The following is a 20,973-nucleotide window of genomic DNA, read 5'->3' as shown; positions in this document are numbered from 1 at the left end:
GCTCAGCTCTCCTTGAACGGGAAGCCCAGGTGGCGCAGCAGCGCCCGGCCCTCGGCGTTCGTGGTCGCGGTGGTCACGACCGTGATGTCCATGCCCCGCGGCCGGTCGATGGAGTCCGGGTCGATCTCGTGGAACATCGACTGCTCGTTCAGGCCGAACGTGTAGTTGCCACGCCCGTCGAACTGGTTGCCCTCGAGGCCACGGAAGTCGCGGATACGGGGCAGCGCGATGGTCAGGAGACGGTCGAGGAACTCCCACATCCGGTCGTTGCGGAGGGTCACCTTCGCACCGATCGGCATGCCCTCGCGCAGCTTGAACTGCGCGATGGACTTGGTGGCGCGACGCAGCTGTGGCTTCTGGCCGGTGATGGTGGCCAGGTCCCGCAGCGCACCGTCGATCAGCTTCGAGTCGCGGGCGGCGTCACCGACACCCATGTTCACCACGACCTTGGTCAGGCCGGGGATCTGCATGACGTTGGTGTAGCCGAACTCCTCGCGGAGCTTGTCGAGCATCTCGTCGCGGTACCGCTGCTTGAGCCTCGGCACGGTCTTCTCAGCCGTGGTCATCTCAGATCTCCTTCCCGTTGCGCCTGGAGATCCGGACGCGGCGGGTGGTGCCGTCCTCGCCCTCGACGGCCTTCTTGCCGATACGGGTCGGCTTGCCGTCGGAGTCGCACACCATCACGTTCGAGACGTGGATGGCGGCCTCCTGGGTGACGATCCCGCCGCTCTCGGCCCCGCGCTGGTTCTGGCTGATCCGGGTGTGCTTCTTGATCCGGTTCACGCCCTCGACCAGCACGCGCTGGCGCTCCGGGTAGGCCGCGATGACCTTGCCCCGTGCACCCTTGTCCTTGCCGGCGATCACCAGAACGGTGTCGCCCTTCTTGACCTTCATCTTCGCCTTCATGTCAGAGCACCTCCGGGGCCAGGGAGATGATCCTCATGAACTTGCGGTCGCGCAGCTCGCGCCCGACCGGGCCGAAGATACGGGTCCCCCGAGGTCCGTTGTCCGCCTTGATCAGCACGGCGGCGTTCTCGTCGAAACGGATGTAGCTGCCGTCGGGACGGCGCTTCTCCTTCTTGGTGCGCACGATGACCGCCTTGACGACGTCACCACGCTTCACGCCGGCGCCGGGGATGGCCTCCTTGACCGTGGCGACGATGACGTCGCCGATCCCGGCGTAGCGCCGCGCGGAGCCGCCCAGCACCCGGATGCACAGGATCTCCTTGGCACCGGTGTTGTCGGCGACGCGCAGCCGCGACTCCTGCTGGATCACTTCGACTCCTACTTGGCCTTCTCGAGGATCTCCACCAGCCGCCAGCGCTTGGTCGCCGACAGCGGACGGGTCTCCATGAGGCGGACACGGTCGCCGATACCGGCGGTGTTCCCCTCGTCGTGCGCCTTGACCTTGCTGGTCCGGCGGATGACCTTGCCGTACAGGGGGTGCTTCACCCGGTCCTCGAGGGAGACGACGATCGTCTTCTCCATCTTGTCGGACACGACCAGGCCCTCGCGGACCTTGCGCTCCCCGCGCTCGTCGTTCTTCTGCTCGTCGCTCACGCCGCGCCCTCGCTCTCGGTCGGTGCGGCGGAAAGGCCGAGCTCACGCTCGCGCATCACGGTGTAGCACCGCGCGATGTCGTGACGGACGGCCCGCAGCCGCCGGTTGTTGTCCAGCTGCCCGGTGGCCATCTGGAAGCGGAGGTTGAACAGCTCCTCCTTGGCCTCCCGGACACGCACGACCAGCTCCTCGTCGGAGAGCTCGCGCAGCTCGGCGGCCTTGGTGTTGCCACTGCTCGCCATCAGATGTCACCACCCTCACGGGACACGATCCGGCACTTCATGGGCAGCTTGTGGATCGCACGGGTCAGGGCCTCGTGCGCCACCTCGCGGTTCGGGAAGCTCATCTCGAAGAGCACCCGGCCCGGCTTGACGTTCGTGACCCACTTCTCGGGCGAACCCTTACCGGAACCCATGCGGACCTCGGCCGGCTTCTTGGTCATCGGGATGTCCGGGAAGACGTTGATCCAGATCTTCCCGCCACGACGGATGTGCCGGTTGATCGCGATACGCGCCGACTCGATCTGCCGGTTCGACACGTAGGCCGGCTCCAGCGCCTGGATGCCCCAGTCGCCGAAGGTGACCGCGGTACCACCGCTGGCCATGCCCTTGCGCTTGGGACGGTGCTGCTTGCGGTGCTTGACCTTGCGTGGGATCAGCATCGGTCAGCTCTCCCCACCGTTGCTCTGGTTCTCACCGGAGGCCGGGGCCTCGGCGGTCGCCGTCGCGGCGCCGCCGGCCTGGCCCGCGCTCTGCGCGGCACGCCCGGCCTCGGTGCTGGTCGCAGTGGTGCCCGAGGCACCGGAACGGCGCCGGGCCGGACGCTCACGGCGCGGGCCACGGCCCGGGGCCTCGGCGGCGGCCGGGACGCCCTCGCGGCGGCCACCGACGACGTCGCCCTTGTAGATCCAGACCTTCACGCCGATGCGGCCGAAGGAGGTCCGGGCCTCGAACAGGCCGTAGTCGATGTCGGCACGCAGCGTGTGCAGCGGGACCCGACCCTCGCGGTAGAACTCCGACCGCGACATCTCGGCACCGCCGAGGCGGCCCGAGCACTGGACCCGGATGCCCTTGACCTGCGGGCTGCGCATGGCCGACTGGATGGCCTTGCGCATCGCACGCCGGAAGGCGACCCGGTTCGACAGCTGCTCGGCGACGCCCTGGGCGACGAGCTGCGCGTCGGACTCGGAGCTCTTGACCTCGAGGATGTTCAGCTGGACCTGCTTCTTGGTCAGCTTCTCGAGGTTGCCCCGGATCCGGTCGGCCTCCGCGCCACGACGGCCGATCACGATGCCGGGACGCGCGGTGTGGATGTCCACCCGCACGCGGTCCCGGGTGCGCTCGATCTCGACCTTGGAGATGCCGGCCCGCTCCATGCCCTTGGAGAGCATGCGGCGGATCTCGACGTCCTCCTTGACGTACTCGGAGTACTGCTTGTCGGCGTACCAGCGCGACTTCCAGTCCGTGGTGATGCCCAGGCGGAAGCCGTGCGGGTTGATCTTCTGCCCCATCAGCGGGCCCTCCCCTTCGCACCACGACGGCCGGCCTTCTGCGGAACCGACTCGACCTCGATGGTGATGTGGCTCGTCCGCTTGCGGATGCGGTACGCACGCCCCTGGGCGCGCGGCCGGATCCGCTTCAACGTCGGGCCCTCGTCGACCATCGCCACGGCGACCACGAGGGTCTCCGGGTCCAGGTCCAGGTTGTTCTCGGCGTTGGCCGCGGCGCTCGCCACGACCTTCGCGACGGGCTCCGCCGCGGCCTGCGGCGAGAACCGCAGGATCGCCAGCGCCTCGTCGACCGGCAGGCCGCGGACCAGGTCCACGACACGACGGGTCTTCATCGGCGAGCTGCGGACGAACCGCGCCACGGCGCGCGCACGAGTCGGCTCGAGCGCAGCGCCGGTGGTCTCGGCAGTGGTCTCTGCCATTTTCTCCACCTCTCCTAGTCGCTACTCGGGCCGGCTACTAGCGCCGACGCGCCTTGCGGTCGTCCTTGATGTGACCCCGGAAGGTCCGGGTGGGGGCGAACTCGCCCAGCTTGTGACCGACCATCGAGTCGGACACGAACACCGGGACGTGCTTGCGGCCGTCGTGCACGGCGATGGTGTGACCGATCATGTCCGGGATGATCGTGGACCGACGGGACCACGTGCGGATGACGGTCTTCTTGCCGGACTCGTTGAGGACGTCCACCTTCTTGAGCAGGTGGTCGTCCACGAAGGGGCCCTTCTTCAGGCTGCGCGGCATGTCTTACCTCCCTGCTCAGCGCTTCTTGCCGGTACGACGCCGGCGGACGATCAACTTGTCGGACGGCTTGTTGCGGCGGGTACGGCCCTCGGGCGTACCGGCCGGGTTCACCGGGTGGCGGCCACCGGAGGTCTTGCCCTCACCACCACCGTGCGGGTGGTCCACCGGGTTCATGACGACACCACGGACGGTCGGGCGCTTGCCCTTCCACCGCATACGGCCGGCCTTACCCCAGTTGATGTTGGCGTGCTCCGAGTTGCCCACCTCGCCGACGGTGGCGCGGCAGCGCACGTCGACGTAGCGGATCTCGCCGGAGGGCATCCGCAGCTGCGCGTAGGGCCCGTCCTTGGCGACCAGCTGGACGCCGACACCGGCCGAGCGCGCGATCTTGGCGCCGCCACCGGGGCGGAGCTCGATCGCGTGCACCACGGTGCCCGTCGGGATGTTGCGCAGCGGCAGGTTGTTACCCACCTTGATGTCGGCCCGAGGACCGTTCTCGATCTTGTCGCCCTGCTTGAGCTTCGCCGGCGCGATGATGTAGCGCTTCTCGCCGTCGGCGTAGTGCAGCAGTGCGATCCGCGAGGTGCGGTTCGGGTCGTACTCGATGTGCGCGACCTTCGCCGGCACGCCGTCCTTGTCGTTACGACGGAAGTCGATCAGACGGTAGGCGCGCTTGTGTCCGCCACCCTGGTGACGGGTGGTGATCCGCCCGTGCGCGTTGCGGCCGCCCTTGTTGTGCAGCGGGCGCAGCAGCGACTTCTCGGGGGTGTCCCGGGTGATCTCGGCGAAGTCCGACACGCTCGAGCCACGACGGCCCGGGGTGGTCGGCTTGTACTTACGAATGGCCATGGGTCAGCTCGCTCCCTCAGCTCGCCGGGCCACCGAAGACGTCGATCGACTTGCTCTCCTCGGAGAGCGTGACGATCGCGCGCTTGGTGTCCTTGCGCTTGCCGTAGCCGGTGCGGGAGCGCTTGCGCTTGCCCGGGCGGTTCAGCGTGTTCACGCTGGTCACCTTGACCCCGAACACCTTCTCCACGGCGATCTTGATCTGGGTCTTGTTCGCGTCCGGTGCCACGACGAAGGTGTACTGGCGCTCGTCGAGCAGCCCGTAGCTCTTCTCCGAGACGACCGGCGCGAGCAGCACGTCCCGCGGGTCCGTGATCACTTGTCGGCCTCCTCAGCGCGGCGGCCGGCAGCCTTCGGCTTCGCGATCGGGCCGGCCAGGAACTCGTCCAGCGCCGCCTGCGTGAACAGCACGACGTCATTGACGAGCACGTCGTGGGTGTTCAGCTGGTCGGGCGCGATCAGGTGGACCTGCGGCAGGTTGCGCAGGCTCAGCAGGGCGTTCTCCGCGGAACGCTCGACGACCGCGAGCACCCGGCGGGCGTCGGGCACGACGGCCTCGATCGCCTTGCGGGCGGCCTTGGTCGACGGCGCGTCGCCCTCGGAGAAGGCGGACACGACGTGCACGGCGCCGGCGCGGGCCCGGTCGGAGAGGGCGCCACGCAGGGCGGCGGCCTTCATCTTCTTCGGGGTCCGCTGCGAGTAGTCGCGGGGCGTCGGGCCGTGGACGATGCCACCACCGGCGAACTGCGGCGCGCGGATCGAGCCCTGACGGGCGCGACCGGTGCCCTTCTGCCGGTACGGCTTCTTGCCACCGCCGCGGACCTCGCCGCGACCCTTCACGTCGTGCGTGCCCTGACGCGCGGCGTTGAGCTGCGCGGTCACCACCTGGTGCATGAGGGCGATGTTCGCCGTCACGTCGAAGACGTGGTCCGGGAGCTCGACGCTGCCGGAGGCGGAACCCTCGGGGGTCTTGATCTGCACGGTGCTCACTTGCCATCACCCTTCGCGGGGGTCTTCACCACGACGAGGCCACCGCGCGGACCGGGGACGGCGCCCTTGACGAGCAGCAGCCCGCGCTCGGCGTCCACCCGGTGGACCTTCAGGTTCTGCGTGGTCTGGCGGTCGGAACCCATCCGGCCGGCCATGCGCACACCCTTGAACACGCGGCCCGGGGTGGCGCAGCCGCCGATGGAGCCCGGCGAACGGTGCTTGCGCTGCGTGCCGTGCGAGGCGCCCAGGCCCTTGAACCCGTGGCGCTTCATGACACCGGCGAAGCCCTTGCCCTTGGTCACGCCCACCACGTCGACCTCGGCCACCTCGGCGAACGCCTCGACGGTGACCTCCTGGCCGGTGGTGTACTCGGCGGCGTCGGAGGTGCGGAGCTCCAGGACGTGGCGACGGGGGGTGACGCCGGCCTTGGCGAAGTGACCGGACTCCGGCTTGTTCACCTTGCGCGGGTCGATGGCCCCGTAGGCCAGCTGGACGGCGGTGTAGCCGTCGGTCTCCTGCGAGCGCACCTGCGTCACGACGTTCGGCCCGAGCTGGACCACGGTGACCGGCACGATGCGGTTGTTCTCGTCGAACAACTGGGTCATCCCGAGCTTGGTGCCCAGGAGGCCGGTGACCTTCTTCGTCTGCTTGGTGGCAGTCGTCTTCTTGAATGCAGCAGTCATCGTCTCCACCCCGCCGTCACTGAATGTTGACGTCGACGCTCGCCGGCAGGTCGATGCGCATGAGCGCGTCGACCGTCTTGGGCGTCGGGTCGAGGATGTCGATGAGTCGCTTGTGCGTGCGCATCTCGAAGTGCTCGCGCGAGTCCTTGTACTTGTGCGGCGAGCGGATGACGCAGTACACGTTCTTCTCGGTAGGCAGCGGCACGGGGCCGACGACCCGGGCACCGGTACGCGTCACGGTCTCCACGATCTTGCGAGCAGACGCGTCGATTGCCTCGTGGTCATAGGCCTTGAGCCTGATGCGGATCTTCTGTCCCGCCATGGTCGTCGGTCGTCCTCTTCTTCCTGCCGCGGGGGTGTCGCGGTTCGGCCCCGTAAGAACTCGCGCCGTGCTGCCACCGGATGTCCGGCGGGCCGGCTGCGGCCCGTGCTCTGTTCAGGTCTCTGTCGGCCCGGAGTCGCGCGTCCAGTTCCCTGGAGCACTCGTCCTGCCGGGGCTCTCCGGTCCACGAGGTCGGGCGTGTCGCGCCCTGCCCGCATGGTTGTGCCCGGGTCACCGCGTCCCACCCCCATCTGGGGCGGGCATGTCGCTCGGAATCTCCCCGGTAACACGGCGGACCGCAGAACCGGGGCTGACAACGAACATGGCGCGTGGTGCGCGACCCCTGGACTACCGGAGACCGGGAACAGAGGCGGCGCTTCCACGCGCCATGCTCATCGTGCAACCCGTCAAGGATGACACACCGCTGTGCGGCACCCTCGACCGGGGGGTGGGTAACGGGGCCGCCCCGGGGGACGGCCCCGTCACATCACGCGTTGATCTTGGTGACCTGGCCGGCGCCCACGGTGCGGCCACCCTCACGGATGGCGAACTGCAGGCCCTCCTCCATGGCGATCGGCTGGATCAGCTGAACGCTCATGGTGGTGTTGTCACCCGGCATGACCATCTCGGTGCCCTGCGGGAGGGTCACGACGCCGGTCACGTCGGTCGTCCGGAAGTAGAACTGCGGACGGTAGTTGTTGAAGAACGGGGTGTGACGGCCGCCCTCGTCCTTGCCCAGGATGTACACCTGGCCCTCGAACTCGGTGTGCGGGGTGATCGAACCCGGCTTCACGACGACCTGGCCGCGCTCCACGTCCTCACGCTTGATACCGCGCAGGAGCAGACCCACGTTCTCGCCGGCGCGACCCTCGTCGAGGATCTTGCGGAACATCTCGACACCGGTGACGGTGGTCGAGGTCTTGTTCGGCCGGATGCCGACGATGTCGACGGTCTCGTTGACCTTGACGATGCCGCGCTCGATACGGCCGGTGACGACCGTGCCGCGACCGGTGATCGTGAAGACGTCCTCGACGGGCATGAGGAACGGCTTCTCGATGTCGCGCTCGGGCTCCGGGATGGCCTCGTCGACCGCGTCCATGAGCTCGACGATGGCGTCGGCCCACTTGTCGTCGCCCTCGAGCGCCTTCAGCGCCGAGACGCGCACGATCGGGAGGTCGTCGCCCGGGTAGTCCTGAGCCGACAGCAGCTCGCGGACCTCCATCTCGACGAGCTCCATGATCTCCTCGTCGTCGACCATGTCCGCCTTGTTCAGGGCGACGACGATGTACGGCACGCCGACCTGACGCGCGAGCAGCACGTGCTCACGGGTCTGGGGCATCGGGCCGTCGGTCGCGGCGACCACCAGGATCGCGCCGTCCATCTGGGCGGCACCGGTGATCATGTTCTTCACGTAGTCGGCGTGCCCGGGGCAGTCGACGTGCGCGTAGTGCCGCTTCTCGGTCTGGTACTCGACGTGCGCGATCGAGATGGTGATACCGCGCTGGCGCTCTTCCGGCGCCTTGTCGATCATGTCGAACGCCGAAGCCTCGTTGAGGTTCGGGAACTTGTCGTGCAGAACCTTGGTGATGGCCGCCGTCAGCGTGGTCTTGCCGTGGTCGATGTGACCGATGGTGCCGATGTTGACGTGCGGCTTGGTCCGCTCGAACTTCGCCTTCGCCACTGCTGGGTCCTCCTGGACTCGTGTCTGTACTCCGCCGTGCTGACGGCAGGTCTGTGGGTGTCGGGTGGTGCGGGCCGCGGACCTTACCGATCCGCGGACCGCACCCTCCGAGCAGGTCGGGCACTGGGGCCCGCCCCGGGGAGCTCTTACTCGCCCGTGGCCTTCGCGATGATCTCCTTCGCCACGTTCGCCGGAACCTCGGCGTAGGAGTCGAAGACCATCGTGTAGTTCGCCCGGCCCTGGGTCCGCGACCGCAGGTCGCCGACGTAGCCGAACATCTCGGACAGCGGCACGGTCGCCTTCACGACACGGGCACCGGCCCGCTCCTCCATGGCCTGGATCTGGCCGCGGCGGGAGTTCAGGTCGCCGATGACGTCACCCATGTAGTCCTCGGGCGTCATCACCTCGACGGCCATCATCGGCTCGAGGATGGCGGGGCTCGCCTTGCGGGCCGCCTCCTTGAACGCCATCGAACCGGCGACCTTGAAGGCCATCTCCGAGGAGTCGACCTCGTGGTACTGACCGTCCAGCAGCGTGAGCTTCACACCGACGACGGGGTAGCCGGCCTGGATGCCGTACTGCATGGCGTCCTGGGCACCGGCGTCGACCGACGGGATGTACTCCCGCGGGACGCGGCCACCGGTGACCTTGTTCTCGAACTCGTACAGCGCACCGTCACCGCTGGTGAGCGGCTCGAGCTTGATGATGACGCGGGCGAACTGACCCGAGCCACCGGTCTGCTTCTTGTGCGTGTACTCGAACTTCTCGACGGCCTTCTTGATGGTCTCCCGGTACGCCACCTGCGGCTTACCGATGTTGGCCTCGACCTTGTAGTCGGACTTCATCCGGTTGACCAGCACCTCGAGGTGCAGCTCGCCCATGCCGGCGATGATGGTCTGGCCGGTCTCGTCGTCCAGGGAGACCTGGAACGTCGGGTCCTCCTCCGCCAGCTTCTGGATCGCCAGCGAGAGCTTCTCCTGGTCCGCCTTCGACTTGGGCTCGACGGCGACCTGGATGACCGGGTCCGGGAAGGTCATCGACTCGAGGACGATCGGGTTCTGCGGGTCGCAGAGCGTGTCCCCGGTGGTCGTGTCCTTCAGGCCGATGACCGCGTAGATGTGGCCGGCCACGGCCTCGTCGACCGGGTTCTCCTTGTTGGAGTGCATCTGGAAGAGCTTCCCGATGCGCTCCTTCCGGTCCTTGGTCGAGTTGATGACCTGGGCGCCGGCGGCGACCTGACCCGAGTACACCCGGATGTAGGTCAGCTTGCCGAAGAACGGGTGCGCGGCGATCTTGAAGGCGAGGGCCGAGAACGGCTCGTCCTTCGACGGCTTGCGGCTCGCCGGCGTCTCGCCGTCGGTGAGGAAACCCTCGACCGGCGGCACGTCGTACGGCGACGGCAGGTAGTCGATCACCGCGTCCAGCATCGGCTGGACGCCCTTGTTCTTGAAGGCCGAGCCGCAGAGGACCGGGTAGGCGGCGCGGTTGGTCACCAGCGCGCGGACACCGGTCTTGATCTGCTCGGTCGTCAGGTCCTCGCCACCGAGGTAGAGCTCCATGAGCTCGTCGTCGGTCTCGGCGACGGCCTCGACGAGCGCCGTGCGGTACTCCTCGGCCTTGGCCTGGAGGTCCGCCGGGATCTCCTCGACGGTGTAGTCCTCGCCCTTGGCGACCTCGCCGCGCCAGGTGAGGGCGCGCATCTCGACCAGGTCGACGACACCGATGAAGTCGTTCTCGGAGCCGATCGGGATCTGGAGCGGGAGCGGGGTCGCGTTCAGGCGGTCCTTGATCGTCTGAACGGTGAAGTAGAAGTCCGCGCCCAGCTTGTCCATCTTGTTGACGAAGCAGATGCGGGGGACGTCGTACTTGGTGGCCTGCCGCCAGACCTGCTCGGACTGCGGCTCGACCCCCTCCTTGCCGTCGAAGACCGCGACCGCGCCGTCGAGCACCCGCAGGGACCGCTCCACCTCGACGGTGAAGTCGACGTGCCCGGGGGTGTCGATGATGTTGATCTGGTGGTTCTTCCAGAAGCAGGTCGTCGCGGCCGACGTGATCGTGATGCCGCGCTTCTGCTCCTCCTCCATCCAGTCCATGGTGGCGGCGCCGTCGTGCACCTCGCCGAGCTTGTAGTTGATCCCCGTGTAGTACAGGATCCGCTCGGTCGTGGTCGTCTTACCGGCGTCGATGTGGGCCATGATGCCGATGTTGCGGACCTTGGTGAGGTCCGTCAGCACGTCCTGTGCTGCCACTGCTCAGCTCTCCCTGGATCGCGAGTTGGCGCCCGACGGTCGGCCGGTCACCAGCGGTAGTGGGCGAAGGCGCGGTTCGACTCCGCCATCTTGTGCATGTCCTCGCGCCGCTTGACGCTGGCGCCGAGGCCGTTGCTGGCGTCGAGCAGCTCGTTCATGAGGCGCTCGACCATGGTCTTCTCACGGCGCTGGCCGGAGTAGGTGACCAGCCAACGCAGCCCCAGGGTGGTCTGCCGGACGGCACGGACCTCGACGGGGACCTGGTAGGTCGCGCCACCGACGCGGCGGCTGCGGACCTCGAGGGCCGGCTTCACGTTGTCGAGAGCGCGCTTCAGCGTGACGACCGGGTCGGTGCCGGTCTTGTCACGGGTGCCCTCGAGGGCGGCGTAGACGATGCGCTCGGCGAGCGACCGCTTCCCGTCCTTGAGGACCTTGTTCACCAGCTGGGTGACCAGCGGCGAGCCGTAGACCGGGTCCGAGACCAGCGGACGCTTCGGGGCGGGGCCCTTGCGGGGCATCAGCTCTTCTCCTTCTTCGCGCCGTAGCGGCTGCGGGACTGCTTGCGGTTCTTCACGCCCTGGGTGTCCAGCGACCCACGGATGACCTTGTAGCGCACGCCGGGGAGGTCCTTCACACGACCACCGCGCACGAGCACGATGCTGTGCTCCTGCAGGTTGTGGCCCTCACCGGGGATGTACGCGGTGACCTCGATGCCGCTGGACAGGCGCACACGGGCGACCTTGCGCAGCGCCGAGTTCGGCTTCTTGGGCGTGGTGGTGTACACGCGGGTGCAGACCCCGCGGCGCTGGGGGCTTCCCTTCAGCGCGGCGGTCTTGGTCTTGGAGACCTTGTCCTCGCGGCCCTTGCGGACCAGCTGCTGGATCGTGGGCATGAACCGTCTACTTCTTCCCGTCGACGTGGCTCGACTGTCTCGCTCGCCGTGACACTGGTGATCTTCGTTCGGTGTCCCGGGCTCCGGGCGCCGGCGTGGCTGCCGGCTCTCGCCGGACTCCGCCACCGTCGCGCCGGACCCCGAGGTCGGGCGTGTCGTCCCGGGCACGCTCGGGGCCGGAAGGGCCCCGCGGAGGCTGTCGGGACGTCCGGCGTGCCCTGCTCCGGGGCGCAACCACAGATCTGAGGGTCGGAACCAACGGATCGGTGCACACCACGGGACACGCGGACCTGCCCGACCGGAGCCGAGCACAAGACATGAGAATACCCGGCCCTCTTCGACACGGTCAAAGCGGGTCCGTTCCGGGCGTTCGCCTCGGACCTGCCTTCGGGACCATCGGGGGCTTCGATGGTCCTCGGATCCCCCGGGACGACGCCCCGGAGGAGACCTGTGATGACCCGACGATGCCGCACGACGCCGTCACTGGCAAGCGGACTCACCCGCTCGTCGCAGATCGACGGCCGCTCGTCGCGGTCGGATCGGTGGTGGGCGATGACTGCGCCCCAGCACGATCCCGCCGTGTCGATCACGGTGTGGATCACCCTGTGGACGGTGGCGACGGAGGGACGGTTACGGTCCGGTATGCACCTGCCGACGGCCGTCAACCGCCTCGCCACGCGCGCACTCATCGCGCCCTTGCTCGCCCCGACACTACCCGTCGCCCTGCGACGGCGTGGACTCGACCTCGTCGGCGCGTCGCCCCCGCTCCCCCGCGGCACCCGCCGGGACCTCGGGACCCTCGGCGGCGTGCCCACCGCGGTCGTCGCACCGCCCGGGCCGCTGTCCCCGCACCGGGTGCTCTACCTGCACGGCGGCGGATACCTCGTGGGCTCCTCGGCGTCGCACCGGCCGCTGCTCGCCGGGCTCGCGCACGCCACCGGCGGCGCGGTCCTCGCGCCGCACTACCGGCTCGCCCCGGAGCACCCGTTCCCGGCCGCCCTCGACGACGCGTACGCCGCCTGGACCGCCCTGCGGGCCGCGGGGATCCCGGCCCGGCACATCGCGGTGGTCGGCGACTCCGCGGGCGGCGGGCTGACCATGTCGCTGCTGCTGCGACTGCGCGCGGCCGGCGAGGACCTCCCGGGCTCGATCGGGCTGATCTCGCCCTGGCTGGACCTGTCCTGCACCGCGGACGCGCTCACCCGCAACGTCGCCTCCGACGCCATGCTGGACCCGTCGTGGCTGCCCGACGCCGTCGCCGACTACGCGGGCCCGCACACCGGCGCCCCCGAGCTCCTGCCCCTCGAGGCGGACCTGGCCGGGCTGCCGCCGCTGCACGTCGTCGCCGGTGCCGACGAGATCCTCGTCGACGACGCCGACACCCTCGTCGAGCGCGCCCGCGCGGCCGGGACACCGGTCACCTACGAGCGCGCGCCCGGCATGTGGCACGCCTTCCCGACGCTGGCCGGGCTGCTGGCGGAGGCCGACGCCTCGCTGCGCACCCTGGGCCCGGCCCTGCGGGCGGACTGCCTGCGCTGAGGCCCGCTCCCCGCGGGGCGGACCCGGAACGCACGGACGGGGCCGGGCACCGCCACGGGAGCGCGGTGTCCGGCCCCGTCCGGGACCTGTCCGGTCACGGTCCGGACCCACCGTCGTGGGTCCGGACCGGACGGCTACCTCAGCGGTAGTCGCGACCGAAGTCGTAGTCGTCCAGCGGCACCGCGGCACCGGTGCCCGTGCCGAAGACGTCCGGGCTGTAGTAGCCGTCGTCGTAGCTCGGCAGCGCGTAGGCGGCCGCGCGGGCCTCCTCGGTCGGCTGGACCTGGATGTTGCGGTACCGGTTGATGCCGGTACCGGCCGGGATCAGCTTACCGATGATCACGTTCTCCTTGAGCCCGACGAGCTTGTCGCGCTTCCCGTTGATCGCGGCATCGGTGAGGATGCGGGTGGTCTCCTGGAACGAGGCCGCGGACAGCCACGACTCCGTCGCCAGCGAGGCCTTGGTGATCCCCATCAGGACCGGACGGCCGGAGGCCGGCTCCAGACCCTCGGCGACGACCCGGCGGTTCTCGGACTCGAACTCGCCCCGCTCGGCCAGTGCACCGGGCAGGAACTCGGTCGCCCCCGAGTCGATGATCGTGACCCGGCGCAGCATCTGCCGGACGATGACCTCGATGTGCTTGTCGTGGATGTCCACGCTCTGCGTGCGGTACACCTTCTGCACCTCACGCACGAGGTGCAGCTGCACCTCACGCGGGCCCATGACACGCAGCACCTCGTGCGGGTCCGCCATGCCCTCGAGGAGCAGCTGGCCGACCGTCACGTGGTCGCCGTCCGCGAGCGGACGCTCGGTGCCGTCGACGGTGGTCATCCCGAGCCACTGCCGCTTGGACAGCTTCTCGTAGACGATCTCCTCGCCGCCGTCGTCCGGGATCAGCGTGATCTTCCAGAACCGGTCGCCGTCCTCGATGCGGATGCGGCCGTCGACGTCGGCGATCGGCGCCTTGCCGCGCGGGACCCGGGCCTCGAACAGCTCGGTGACACGCGGCAGACCGGTCGTGATGTCGTCACCCGCGACGCCACCCTGCTTGAACGTACGCATCGTCAGCTGGGTGCCGGGCTCACCGATGGACTGTGCGGCGACGATGCCGACGGCCTCGCCGACGTCCACCAGCTTGCCGGTGGCCATCGAGCGGCCGTAGCACATGCCGCAGATACCGGTGGCCGAGGCGCAGGTCAGCGCGGAGCGGACCCGGACCGTCTTGACGCCGGCCGCGACGAGTGCGTCGAGCACGGCGTCGCCGAGGTCGTCGCCCTTGCGGACCAGCACGGTGCCGTCCGCCGCGGTGATCTCCTCGCCGGAGGTCCGGGCGTACACCGAGGTGCGCAGGTAACGGTGCGGGATGAACCGACCGTCGCTCGTCTCCTCGGTGACCGCCATCGGGATGGCGCGCTCGGTGCCGCAGTCGACCTCGCGGACGATGACGTCCTGCGACACGTCGACCAGACGACGGGTCAGGTACCCGGAGTCCGCGGTCCGCAGCGCGGTGTCCGCCAGACCCTTACGGGTGCCGTGCGTGGAGATGAAGTACTCCAGCACCGACAGGCCCTCACGGTACGAGGCCTTGATCGGACGCGGGATGAACTCGCCCTTGGGGTTCGCGACCAGACCCTTCATACCCGCCAGCTGGCGGATCTGGGTCATGTTGCCCGCGGCCCCGGACTGCACGATCGTCGGGATCGGGTTGTCCTCGGGGAAGTTCTGCTCCATCGCCTTGGCGACCTCCTCGGTCGCCCGGCTCCAGATCTTGACCATCTCGTCGTTGCGCTCCTGGTGCGACAGGGCACCACGCTGGTAGCGCTTGTTGATCTGGTCGGCCTTCGCCTCGTACTCCTCGAGGATGCCCGCCTTGGCCGGCGGGACCAGCACGTCCGCGATCGAGATCGTGACGCCGGAGCGCGTGGCCCAGTAGAAGCCCGCGTCCTTCAGCCGGTCCAGGACCTGCGCGACCTCGGTCATCGAGTAGCGCTCGGCCAGCTCGTTGACGATCGTGGCCTGGCGCTTCTTCGGCAGCGGCTCGTTGACGAACGGGTAGTCCGCCGGCAGGAGCTCGTTGAACAGCACCCGCCCGAGCGTGGTCTCCGCGGTCCAGACGCCGTCCTCGGTCACGGTCTCGGCGTCCGTGCCCGGGGTCGGGGTGACCTGCGGGAGCCGGATCTTGATCGGCGCCTGCAGGTGGAGGACCTTGCGGTCGTAGGCCATGATCGCCTCGGCCGCGGAGCCGTAGTGGTTCCCGGCGCCGTGGGCGTCCTCGCGGAGACGGGTCAGGTGGTACAGACCCGTGACCATGTCCAGACGCGGCATCGCCAGCGGGCGACCCGACGCCGGGGACAGGATGTTGTTCGACGACAGCATCAGCACGCGGGCCTCGGACTGCGCCTCGGCCGACAGCGGCAGGTGCACCGCCATCTGGTCACCGTCGAAGTCCGCGTTGAACGCCTCGCAGACCAGCGGGTGCAGCTGGATGGCCTTGCCCTCCACCAGCTGCGGCTCGAAGGCCTGGATGCCGAGACGGTGCAGCGTGGGCGCACGGTTCAGCAGCACGGGGTGCTCGGAGATGACCTCCTCGAGCACGTCCCACACCTGCGAGCGGCCGCGCTCGACCATCCGCTTGGCGGACTTGATGTTCTGCGCGTGGTTGAGGTCCACCAGGCGCTTCATCACGAACGGCTTGAACAGCTCCAGCGCCATCTGCTTGGGCAGACCGCACTGGTGCAGCTTCAGCTGCGGGCCGACGACGATGACCGAACGGCCCGAGTAGTCGACGCGCTTGCCGAGCAGGTTCTGCCGGAACCGGCCCTGCTTGCCCTTCAGCAGGTCGGACAGCGACTTGAGCGGGCGGTTGCCCGGACCGGTCACCGGCCGGCCACGACGGCCGTTGTCGAACAGCGCGTCGACGGACTCCTGGAGCATCCGCTTCTCGTTGTTGACGATGATCTCGGGCGCGCCGAGGTCGATCAGTCGCTTGAGGCGGTTGTTCCGGTTGATGACCCGGCGGTACAGGTCGTTCAGGTCCGAGGTCGCGAAGCGGCCACCGTCGAGCTGCACCATCGGGCGCAGGTCCGGCGGGATGACCGGCACGCAGTCGAGCACCATGCCCATCGGCGAGTTGCCGGTGGTCTGGAACGCCGCGACGACCTTCAGGCGCTTGAGCGCACGCAGCTTCTTCTGGCCCTTGCCGGACCGGATGATCTCGCGCAGCTTCTCGGCCTCGGCCGGGATGTCGAAGTTCTCCAGCAGCTTCTGGATCGCCTCGGCACCCATGGCACCGGTGAAGTAGTCGCCGTAGCGGTCGTAGAGCTCGCGGTAGATGGACTCGTCCGCGATGAGCTGCTGGACGTCGAGCTTGGTGAACGTCGTCCAGATCTCGTCGAGCCGGTCCAGCTCGCGCTGGGCACGGTCGCGCAGCTGACGCATCTCGCGCTCGCCGCCGTCCTTGACCTTGCGGCGGACGTCGCCCTTGGCACCCTCGGCCTCGAGCTCGGCGATGTCGGCCTCGAGCTTCTGGGCGCGGGCCTCGAGGTCGGCGTCGCGGGTCTGCTCGACCCGACGGCGCTCCACGCTCATCTCGTTCTCGAGCGTGGACATGTCGTTGTGCCGCAGTTCGGTGTTCACCGAGGTGATCACGTACGCCGCGAAGTAGATGATCTTCTCGAGGTCCTTGGGGGCCAGGTCGAGCAGGTAGCCCAGCCGGCTCGGGACGCCCTTGAAGTACCAGATGTGCGTGACCGGGGCGGCCAGCTCGATGTGGCCCATCCGCTCACGACGCACCTTGGCGCGCGTGACCTCCACGCCGCAGCGCTCGCAGATGATGCCCTTGAAGCGGACGCGCTTGTACTTGCCGCAGTAGCACTCCCAGTCCCGGGTCGGACCGAAGATCTTCTCGCAGAAGAGCCCGTCCTTCTCCGGCTTCAGGGTGCGGTAGTTGATGGTCTCGGGCTTCTTGACCTCACCGTGCGACCACTGGCGGATGCCCTCGGCGGTGGCCAGGCCGATGCGCAGTTCGTCGAAGAAGTTGACGTCGAGCACGTATGTCCTCTGTTTCTTCGTTTAAAGGGCGGCTGGTCGGACGGGGGTCAGTTGACGACGTCGTCGACGGTCATCGACTCCGAGCCCGGGCGGCTGGACAGGTTGATGCCCAGGTTCGCCGCGGCGCGCTCGAGGTCCTCGTCGTCGGCGTCCCGCATCTCGATCGCCGCACCGTCGCTGGAGAGCACCTCGACGTTCAGGCAGAGCGACTGCAGCTCCTTGAGGAGCACCTTGAACGACTCGGGGATCCCCGGCTCCGGGATGTTCTCGCCCTTGACGATCGCCTCGTAGACCTTCACGCGGCCCACGACGTCGTCGGACTTGATCGTCAGCAGCTCCTGCAGGGTGTAGGCGGCGCCGTACGCCTGCATCGCCCAGCACTCCATCTCACCGAAGCGCTGGCCACCGAACTGCGCCTTACCGCCCAGCGGCTGCTGGGTGATCATCGAGTAGGGGCCGGTCGACCGGGCGTGGATCTTGTCGTCCACCAGGTGGGCCAGCTTCAGGATGTACATGTAGCCGACCGCGACCGGGAACGGGTACGGCTCACCGGAGCGGCCGTCGAGCAGCTGCGCCTTGCCGTCCGGACCGACCATCCGCTCGCCGTCCCGGTTGGGGCGGGTCGAGCCCAGCAGCCCCGTGATCTCGTGCTCGCGCGCACCGTCGAACACCGGCGTCGCGGTGTTCGTGTCGGCGGGCACCGAGTAGAGCTCCTCGGGCATCTGCGCCGCCCACTCGGGCGTGCCCTCGATCTCCCAGCCGGACTTGGCGATCCACCCGAGGTGGGTCTCCAGGATCTGGCCGATGTTCATACGACGCGGCACACCGTGGGTGTTCAGGATGATGTCGACCGGCGTGCCGTCCGGGAGGAACGGCATGTCCTCCTGCGGGAGGATCTTGCCGATGACGCCCTTGTTGCCGTGCCGGCCGGCGAGCTTGTCGCCGTCGGAGATCTTGCGCTTCTGGGCCACGTAGACGCGGACCAGCTCGTTGACGCCCGGGGCCAGCTCGTCGTCGTCGTCGCGGGAGAAGACCCGGATGCCGATGACCTTGCCGTTCTCGCCGTGGGGGACCTTCAGCGAGGTGTCGCGGACCTCGCGCGCCTTCTCACCGAAGATCGCGCGGAGCAGGCGCTCCTCCGGGGTCAGCTCGGTCTCGCCCTTGGGCGTGACCTTGCCGACCAGGATGTCGCCGGGCTGGACCTCGGCGCCGATCCGGATGATGCCGCGCTCGTCGAGGTCGGCCAGCACGTCCTCGGAGACGTTCGGGATGTCCCGGGTGATCTCCTCGGCGCCCAGCTTCGTGTCGCGCGCGTCGATCTCGTGCTCCTCGATGTGGATCGAGGTGAGCACGTCGTCCTGCACGAGGCGCTGCGACAGGATGATCGCGTCCTCGTAGTTGTGGCCCTCCCACGGCATGATCGCCACGAGCAGGTTCTTGCCCAGCGCCATCTCACCGTTCTCGGTGCAGGGACCGTCGGCGAGCACCTGGCCCACCTCGACCCGCTGCCCCTCGTCGACGATGGGCTTCTGGTTGTTGCAGGTGCCCTGGTTCGACCGGCGGAACTTGTTCAGACGGTAGGTCTGACGCTGCCCCTCGTCGTCCATGACGGTGATGTAGTCGGCGCACAGCTCCTCGACGACACCGGCGGACTCGGCGGTGACGACGTCACCGGCGTCGACGGCGGCACGCAGCTCCATACCGGTGCCGACCAGCGGCGACTCCGAGCGCAGCAGCGGCACCGACTGGCGCTGCATGTTCGCGCCCATCAGCGCGCGGTTCGCGTCGTCGTGCTCGAGGAACGGGATCATCGCCGTCGCGACCGACACCATCTGGCGCGGCGAGACGTCGATGTACTCGACGCCCGAGGGCGAGATCAGGTCGACCTCGCCGCCCTTGCGGCGGACCAGGATCCGGTCCTCGGCGAACGAGCCGTCCTCGTTGAGGCGGGCGTTCGCCTGGGCGACGACGAAGCGGTCCTCCTCGTCAGCGGTCAGGTAGTCGATCTGGGAGGTGACGACACCCTCGACGACCTTGCGGTACGGCGTCTCGATGAAGCCGAACGGGTTGACCCGCGCGAAGGACGCCAGCGAGCCGATCAGACCGATGTTCGGACCCTCCGGGGTCTCGATCGGGCACATGCGGCCGTAGTGCGACGGGTGGACGTCGCGGACCTCCATGCCGGCACGCTCACGGGACAGACCGCCCGGGCCGAGCGCCGACAGGCGGCGCTTGTGGGTCAGTCCGGCCAGCGGGTTGTGCTGGTCCATGAACTGCGACAGCTGCGAGGTGCCGAAGAACTCCCGGATCGCGGCCGTGATCGGCCGGGTGTTGATCAGGGTCTGCGGCGTGATGGCCTCGACGTCCTGGGTGGTCATCCGCTCGCGGACGACCCGCTCGGTGCGGGACAGACCGACCCGGACCTGGTTCTGGATCAGCTCGCCGACGGTGCGCAGGCGCCGGTTGCCGAAGTGGTCGATGTCGTCGGTCTCGACCGGGATCTCCCGCGCGGAGTCACCGGAGCCCACGGCCATCGTGGTCTCGCCGGCGTGCAGCCGGACGAGGTACTCGATGGTGGTGGCGACATCCTCCTCGGTCAGCGTGCCGACCGAGTTGTCGATGTCGAGGCCGAGCTTCTTGTTGGCCTTGTAGCGACCGACCTTGGCCATGTCGTAGCGCTTGTCCTTGAAGAACAGGTTCTCCAGGAGCGCCTGGGCCGACTCGCGCGTCGGCGGCTCGCCGGGGCGCAGCTTGCGGTAGATGTCGAGCAGCGCCTCGTCCTGGCCCGCGGTGTTGTCCTTCTCGAGCGTCGTCATGATCGTCTCGGAGAACCCGAAACGCTCACCGATCTGCTCGGCGGTCCACCCCAGGGCCTTCAGCAGCACGGTGACCGGCTGACGGCGCTTGCGGTCGATGCGGACACCGACGGTGTCGCGCTTGTCGACGTCGAACTCCAGCCACGCACCCCGGCTCGGGATGATCTTGACCGAGTAGACGTCCTTCTCGGTCGTCTTGTCGATCGCGTGGTCGAAGTAGACACCCGGCGAACGGACGAGCTGCGACACGACGACGCGCTCGGTGCCGTTGATGATGAAAGTGCCCTGGTCGGTCATCACGGGGAACTCGCCCATGAAGACCGTCTGGGACTTGATCTCACCGGTGGTGTTGTTCGTGAACTCCGCCGTCACGAACAGCGGGGCACCGTAGGTCATGTCCTTGTCCCGGCACTCCTCGACGGAGGCCTTGACCTCGTCGAAGCGAGGGTCGGAGAAGGACAGCGACATCGAGCCCGAGAAGTCCTCGATCGGCGAGATCTCGGTGAGGATCTCCTCCAGACCGCTCACCGGGAGATCGTCACCGGCCTCGATCCGGCGCTGGAACCAGGCCTCGCTGCCGACCAGCCACTCGTACGACTGGATCTGCAGGTCGAGAAGGTCGGGGACCTCCAACGGCTGGGCGATCTTCGCGAAGGTGACCCGGGTGGGTGCGCCGGGGTAGTTCGGGTTCGCCGAAGCGGAGAGGGTCGAGGTGGTCGCGGCGGCGCGGGAGACAGCCAAGATGCGTCCTTCCGAGAACTGCGCTTCTCGTCTGGCGTGCGCCGGTGGCGGGCGCTACCGTCTCCCTCGATCCGATCGGGGTCCCCCCGGATCGAGAAGCCGGTAGCCGGCCACGTCGCACGCCGTCTGTTGTCGGGCGCTGACGGACGAACGAACCCCCGCACCCATGTCCGCCGAACCCTCTCCGGCGGCCGACGGATCGGTCCGGAAGTCTTCCCCGGTCATGAGCGCGTGAGTCTGGACGCAGACAGCGCAAAGAATGACTATAGACGCTGCGAGCGCAGCTGTCGAGACAGGTCGCCGATTCCAGCATCCAGGCAACCACCGTTGCCCAAGAGTGACCTGCACGCCGCAC

The 20,973-nt window shown here is 68.6% G+C and carries 21 protein-coding genes; 1 reads left to right on the top strand and 20 read right to left on the bottom strand.

Translation table 11 applies throughout. The features are described from left to right. Positions 1-2 precede the first annotated feature (2 nt). The 18 genes from rplE to rpsL all read right to left on the bottom strand — a co-directional run bounded on the left by rplE (position 3) and on the right by rpsL (position 11,471). Positions 3-566, bottom strand: a complete 564-nt coding sequence (gene rplE, locus NH602_RS00895; protein WP_062397831.1) for a 50S ribosomal protein L5 — start codon at positions 564-566, stop codon at positions 3-5. Position 567: 1 nt separating this feature from the next. Then, on the bottom strand, positions 568-894 hold the full coding sequence (gene rplX, locus NH602_RS00890) for a 50S ribosomal protein L24 (protein WP_062403788.1): 327 nt from the start codon (positions 892-894) through the stop codon (positions 568-570). 13 nt (positions 895-907) lie between these two features. Next, positions 908-1,276: a 50S ribosomal protein L14 gene (rplN, locus tag NH602_RS00885; RefSeq protein WP_010228481.1), complete on the bottom strand. Its 369-nt coding sequence runs from the start codon at positions 1,274-1,276 to the stop codon at positions 908-910. 8 nt (positions 1,277-1,284) lie between these two features. Then, positions 1,285-1,560, bottom strand: a complete 276-nt coding sequence (gene rpsQ / locus NH602_RS00880; protein WP_062397834.1) for a 30S ribosomal protein S17 — start codon at positions 1,558-1,560, stop codon at positions 1,285-1,287. After that, positions 1,557-1,802 (bottom strand): 50S ribosomal protein L29, encoded by a 246-nt coding sequence (gene rpmC, locus NH602_RS00875; protein ID WP_020622931.1) that lies wholly within the window; start codon positions 1,800-1,802, stop codon positions 1,557-1,559. Before rpmC ends, rpsQ begins: the two co-directional genes overlap by 4 nt. After that, positions 1,802-2,221, bottom strand: coding sequence for a 50S ribosomal protein L16 (rplP, locus tag NH602_RS00870; RefSeq protein ID WP_020622932.1), 420 nt, complete (start codon positions 2,219-2,221; stop codon positions 1,802-1,804). Before rplP ends, rpmC begins: the two co-directional genes overlap by 1 nt. Before the next feature lie 3 nt (positions 2,222-2,224). Continuing rightward, a complete protein-coding gene (rpsC, locus tag NH602_RS00865) occupies positions 2,225-3,070 on the bottom strand; it encodes a 30S ribosomal protein S3 (RefSeq protein ID WP_253066732.1) in 846 nt (281 codons plus the stop codon). Further along, positions 3,070-3,489 carry a 50S ribosomal protein L22 gene (rplV, locus tag NH602_RS00860; RefSeq protein WP_073576467.1) on the bottom strand — a complete coding sequence of 140 codons (420 nt, stop codon included), beginning with the start codon at positions 3,487-3,489 and terminating at the stop codon, positions 3,070-3,072. Before rplV ends, rpsC begins: the two co-directional genes overlap by 1 nt. Before the next feature lie 37 nt (positions 3,490-3,526). Continuing rightward, positions 3,527-3,808 carry a 30S ribosomal protein S19 gene (gene rpsS / locus NH602_RS00855; protein ID WP_062397841.1) on the bottom strand — a complete coding sequence of 94 codons (282 nt, stop codon included), beginning with the start codon at positions 3,806-3,808 and terminating at the stop codon, positions 3,527-3,529. 15 nt (positions 3,809-3,823) lie between these two features. Beyond that, positions 3,824-4,657 (bottom strand): 50S ribosomal protein L2, encoded by an 834-nt coding sequence (gene rplB, locus NH602_RS00850; RefSeq protein ID WP_073576468.1) that lies wholly within the window; start codon positions 4,655-4,657, stop codon positions 3,824-3,826. A 16-nt stretch (positions 4,658-4,673) separates the two neighbouring features. Next, positions 4,674-4,973, bottom strand: coding sequence for a 50S ribosomal protein L23 (gene rplW, locus NH602_RS00845; RefSeq protein WP_062397845.1), 300 nt, complete (start codon positions 4,971-4,973; stop codon positions 4,674-4,676). Beyond that, a complete protein-coding gene (gene rplD, locus NH602_RS00840; protein WP_073576470.1) occupies positions 4,970-5,644 on the bottom strand; it encodes a 50S ribosomal protein L4 in 675 nt (224 codons plus the stop codon). Before rplD ends, rplW begins: the two co-directional genes overlap by 4 nt. Further along, positions 5,641-6,327: a 50S ribosomal protein L3 gene (gene rplC / locus NH602_RS00835; protein WP_051050086.1), complete on the bottom strand. Its 687-nt coding sequence runs from the start codon at positions 6,325-6,327 to the stop codon at positions 5,641-5,643. The genes rplD and rplC overlap by 4 nt, the downstream gene beginning before the upstream one ends. Positions 6,328-6,343: 16 nt before the next feature. Then, a complete protein-coding gene (gene rpsJ / locus NH602_RS00830; RefSeq protein WP_003938093.1) occupies positions 6,344-6,649 on the bottom strand; it encodes a 30S ribosomal protein S10 in 306 nt (101 codons plus the stop codon). 487 nt (positions 6,650-7,136) lie between these two features. After that, entirely contained in the window at positions 7,137-8,330 is a 1,194-nt protein-coding gene (gene tuf, locus NH602_RS00825; protein WP_253066731.1) for an elongation factor Tu, read from the bottom strand. Between the two features lie 146 nt (positions 8,331-8,476). Continuing rightward, the gene (fusA, locus tag NH602_RS00820; protein WP_208825135.1) at positions 8,477-10,579 is read right to left on the bottom strand and encodes an elongation factor G; all 2,103 of its coding nucleotides are present in this window, start codon (positions 10,577-10,579) and stop codon (positions 8,477-8,479) included. Positions 10,580-10,626: 47 nt separating this feature from the next. Then, positions 10,627-11,097, bottom strand: coding sequence for a 30S ribosomal protein S7 (rpsG, locus tag NH602_RS00815; protein ID WP_020622942.1), 471 nt, complete (start codon positions 11,095-11,097; stop codon positions 10,627-10,629). Next, positions 11,097-11,471, bottom strand: a complete 375-nt coding sequence (gene rpsL / locus NH602_RS00810; protein ID WP_020622943.1) for a 30S ribosomal protein S12 — start codon at positions 11,469-11,471, stop codon at positions 11,097-11,099. Before rpsL ends, rpsG begins: the two co-directional genes overlap by 1 nt. 642 nt (positions 11,472-12,113) lie before the next feature. Here rpsL and NH602_RS00805 point away from each other — a divergent pair. Then, positions 12,114-13,010 (top strand): alpha/beta hydrolase, encoded by an 897-nt coding sequence (locus NH602_RS00805; protein ID WP_253066730.1) that lies wholly within the window; start codon positions 12,114-12,116, stop codon positions 13,008-13,010. A gap of 139 nt (positions 13,011-13,149) precedes the next feature. On the opposite strand, the gene NH602_RS00800 is transcribed toward NH602_RS00805, so the two are convergent. After that, a complete protein-coding gene (locus tag NH602_RS00800) occupies positions 13,150-17,061 on the bottom strand; it encodes a DNA-directed RNA polymerase subunit beta' (RefSeq protein WP_179761813.1) in 3,912 nt (1,303 codons plus the stop codon). 47 nt (positions 17,062-17,108) lie between these two features. Beyond that, complete coding sequence (locus NH602_RS00795) at positions 17,109-20,618, bottom strand: DNA-directed RNA polymerase subunit beta (protein WP_253066729.1); 3,510 nt, start codon at positions 20,616-20,618, stop codon at positions 17,109-17,111. Positions 20,619-20,973 lie beyond the last annotated feature (355 nt).

The sequence above is a fragment of the Pseudonocardia sp. McavD-2-B genome (genome assembly GCF_024124365.1).
In the GTDB taxonomy this organism is placed as follows: domain Bacteria; phylum Actinomycetota; class Actinomycetes; order Mycobacteriales; family Pseudonocardiaceae; genus Pseudonocardia; species Pseudonocardia alni.
The sequence above is the reverse complement of the archived record's forward strand: the minus strand, read 5'-3'. Positions and strand labels throughout refer to the sequence as shown.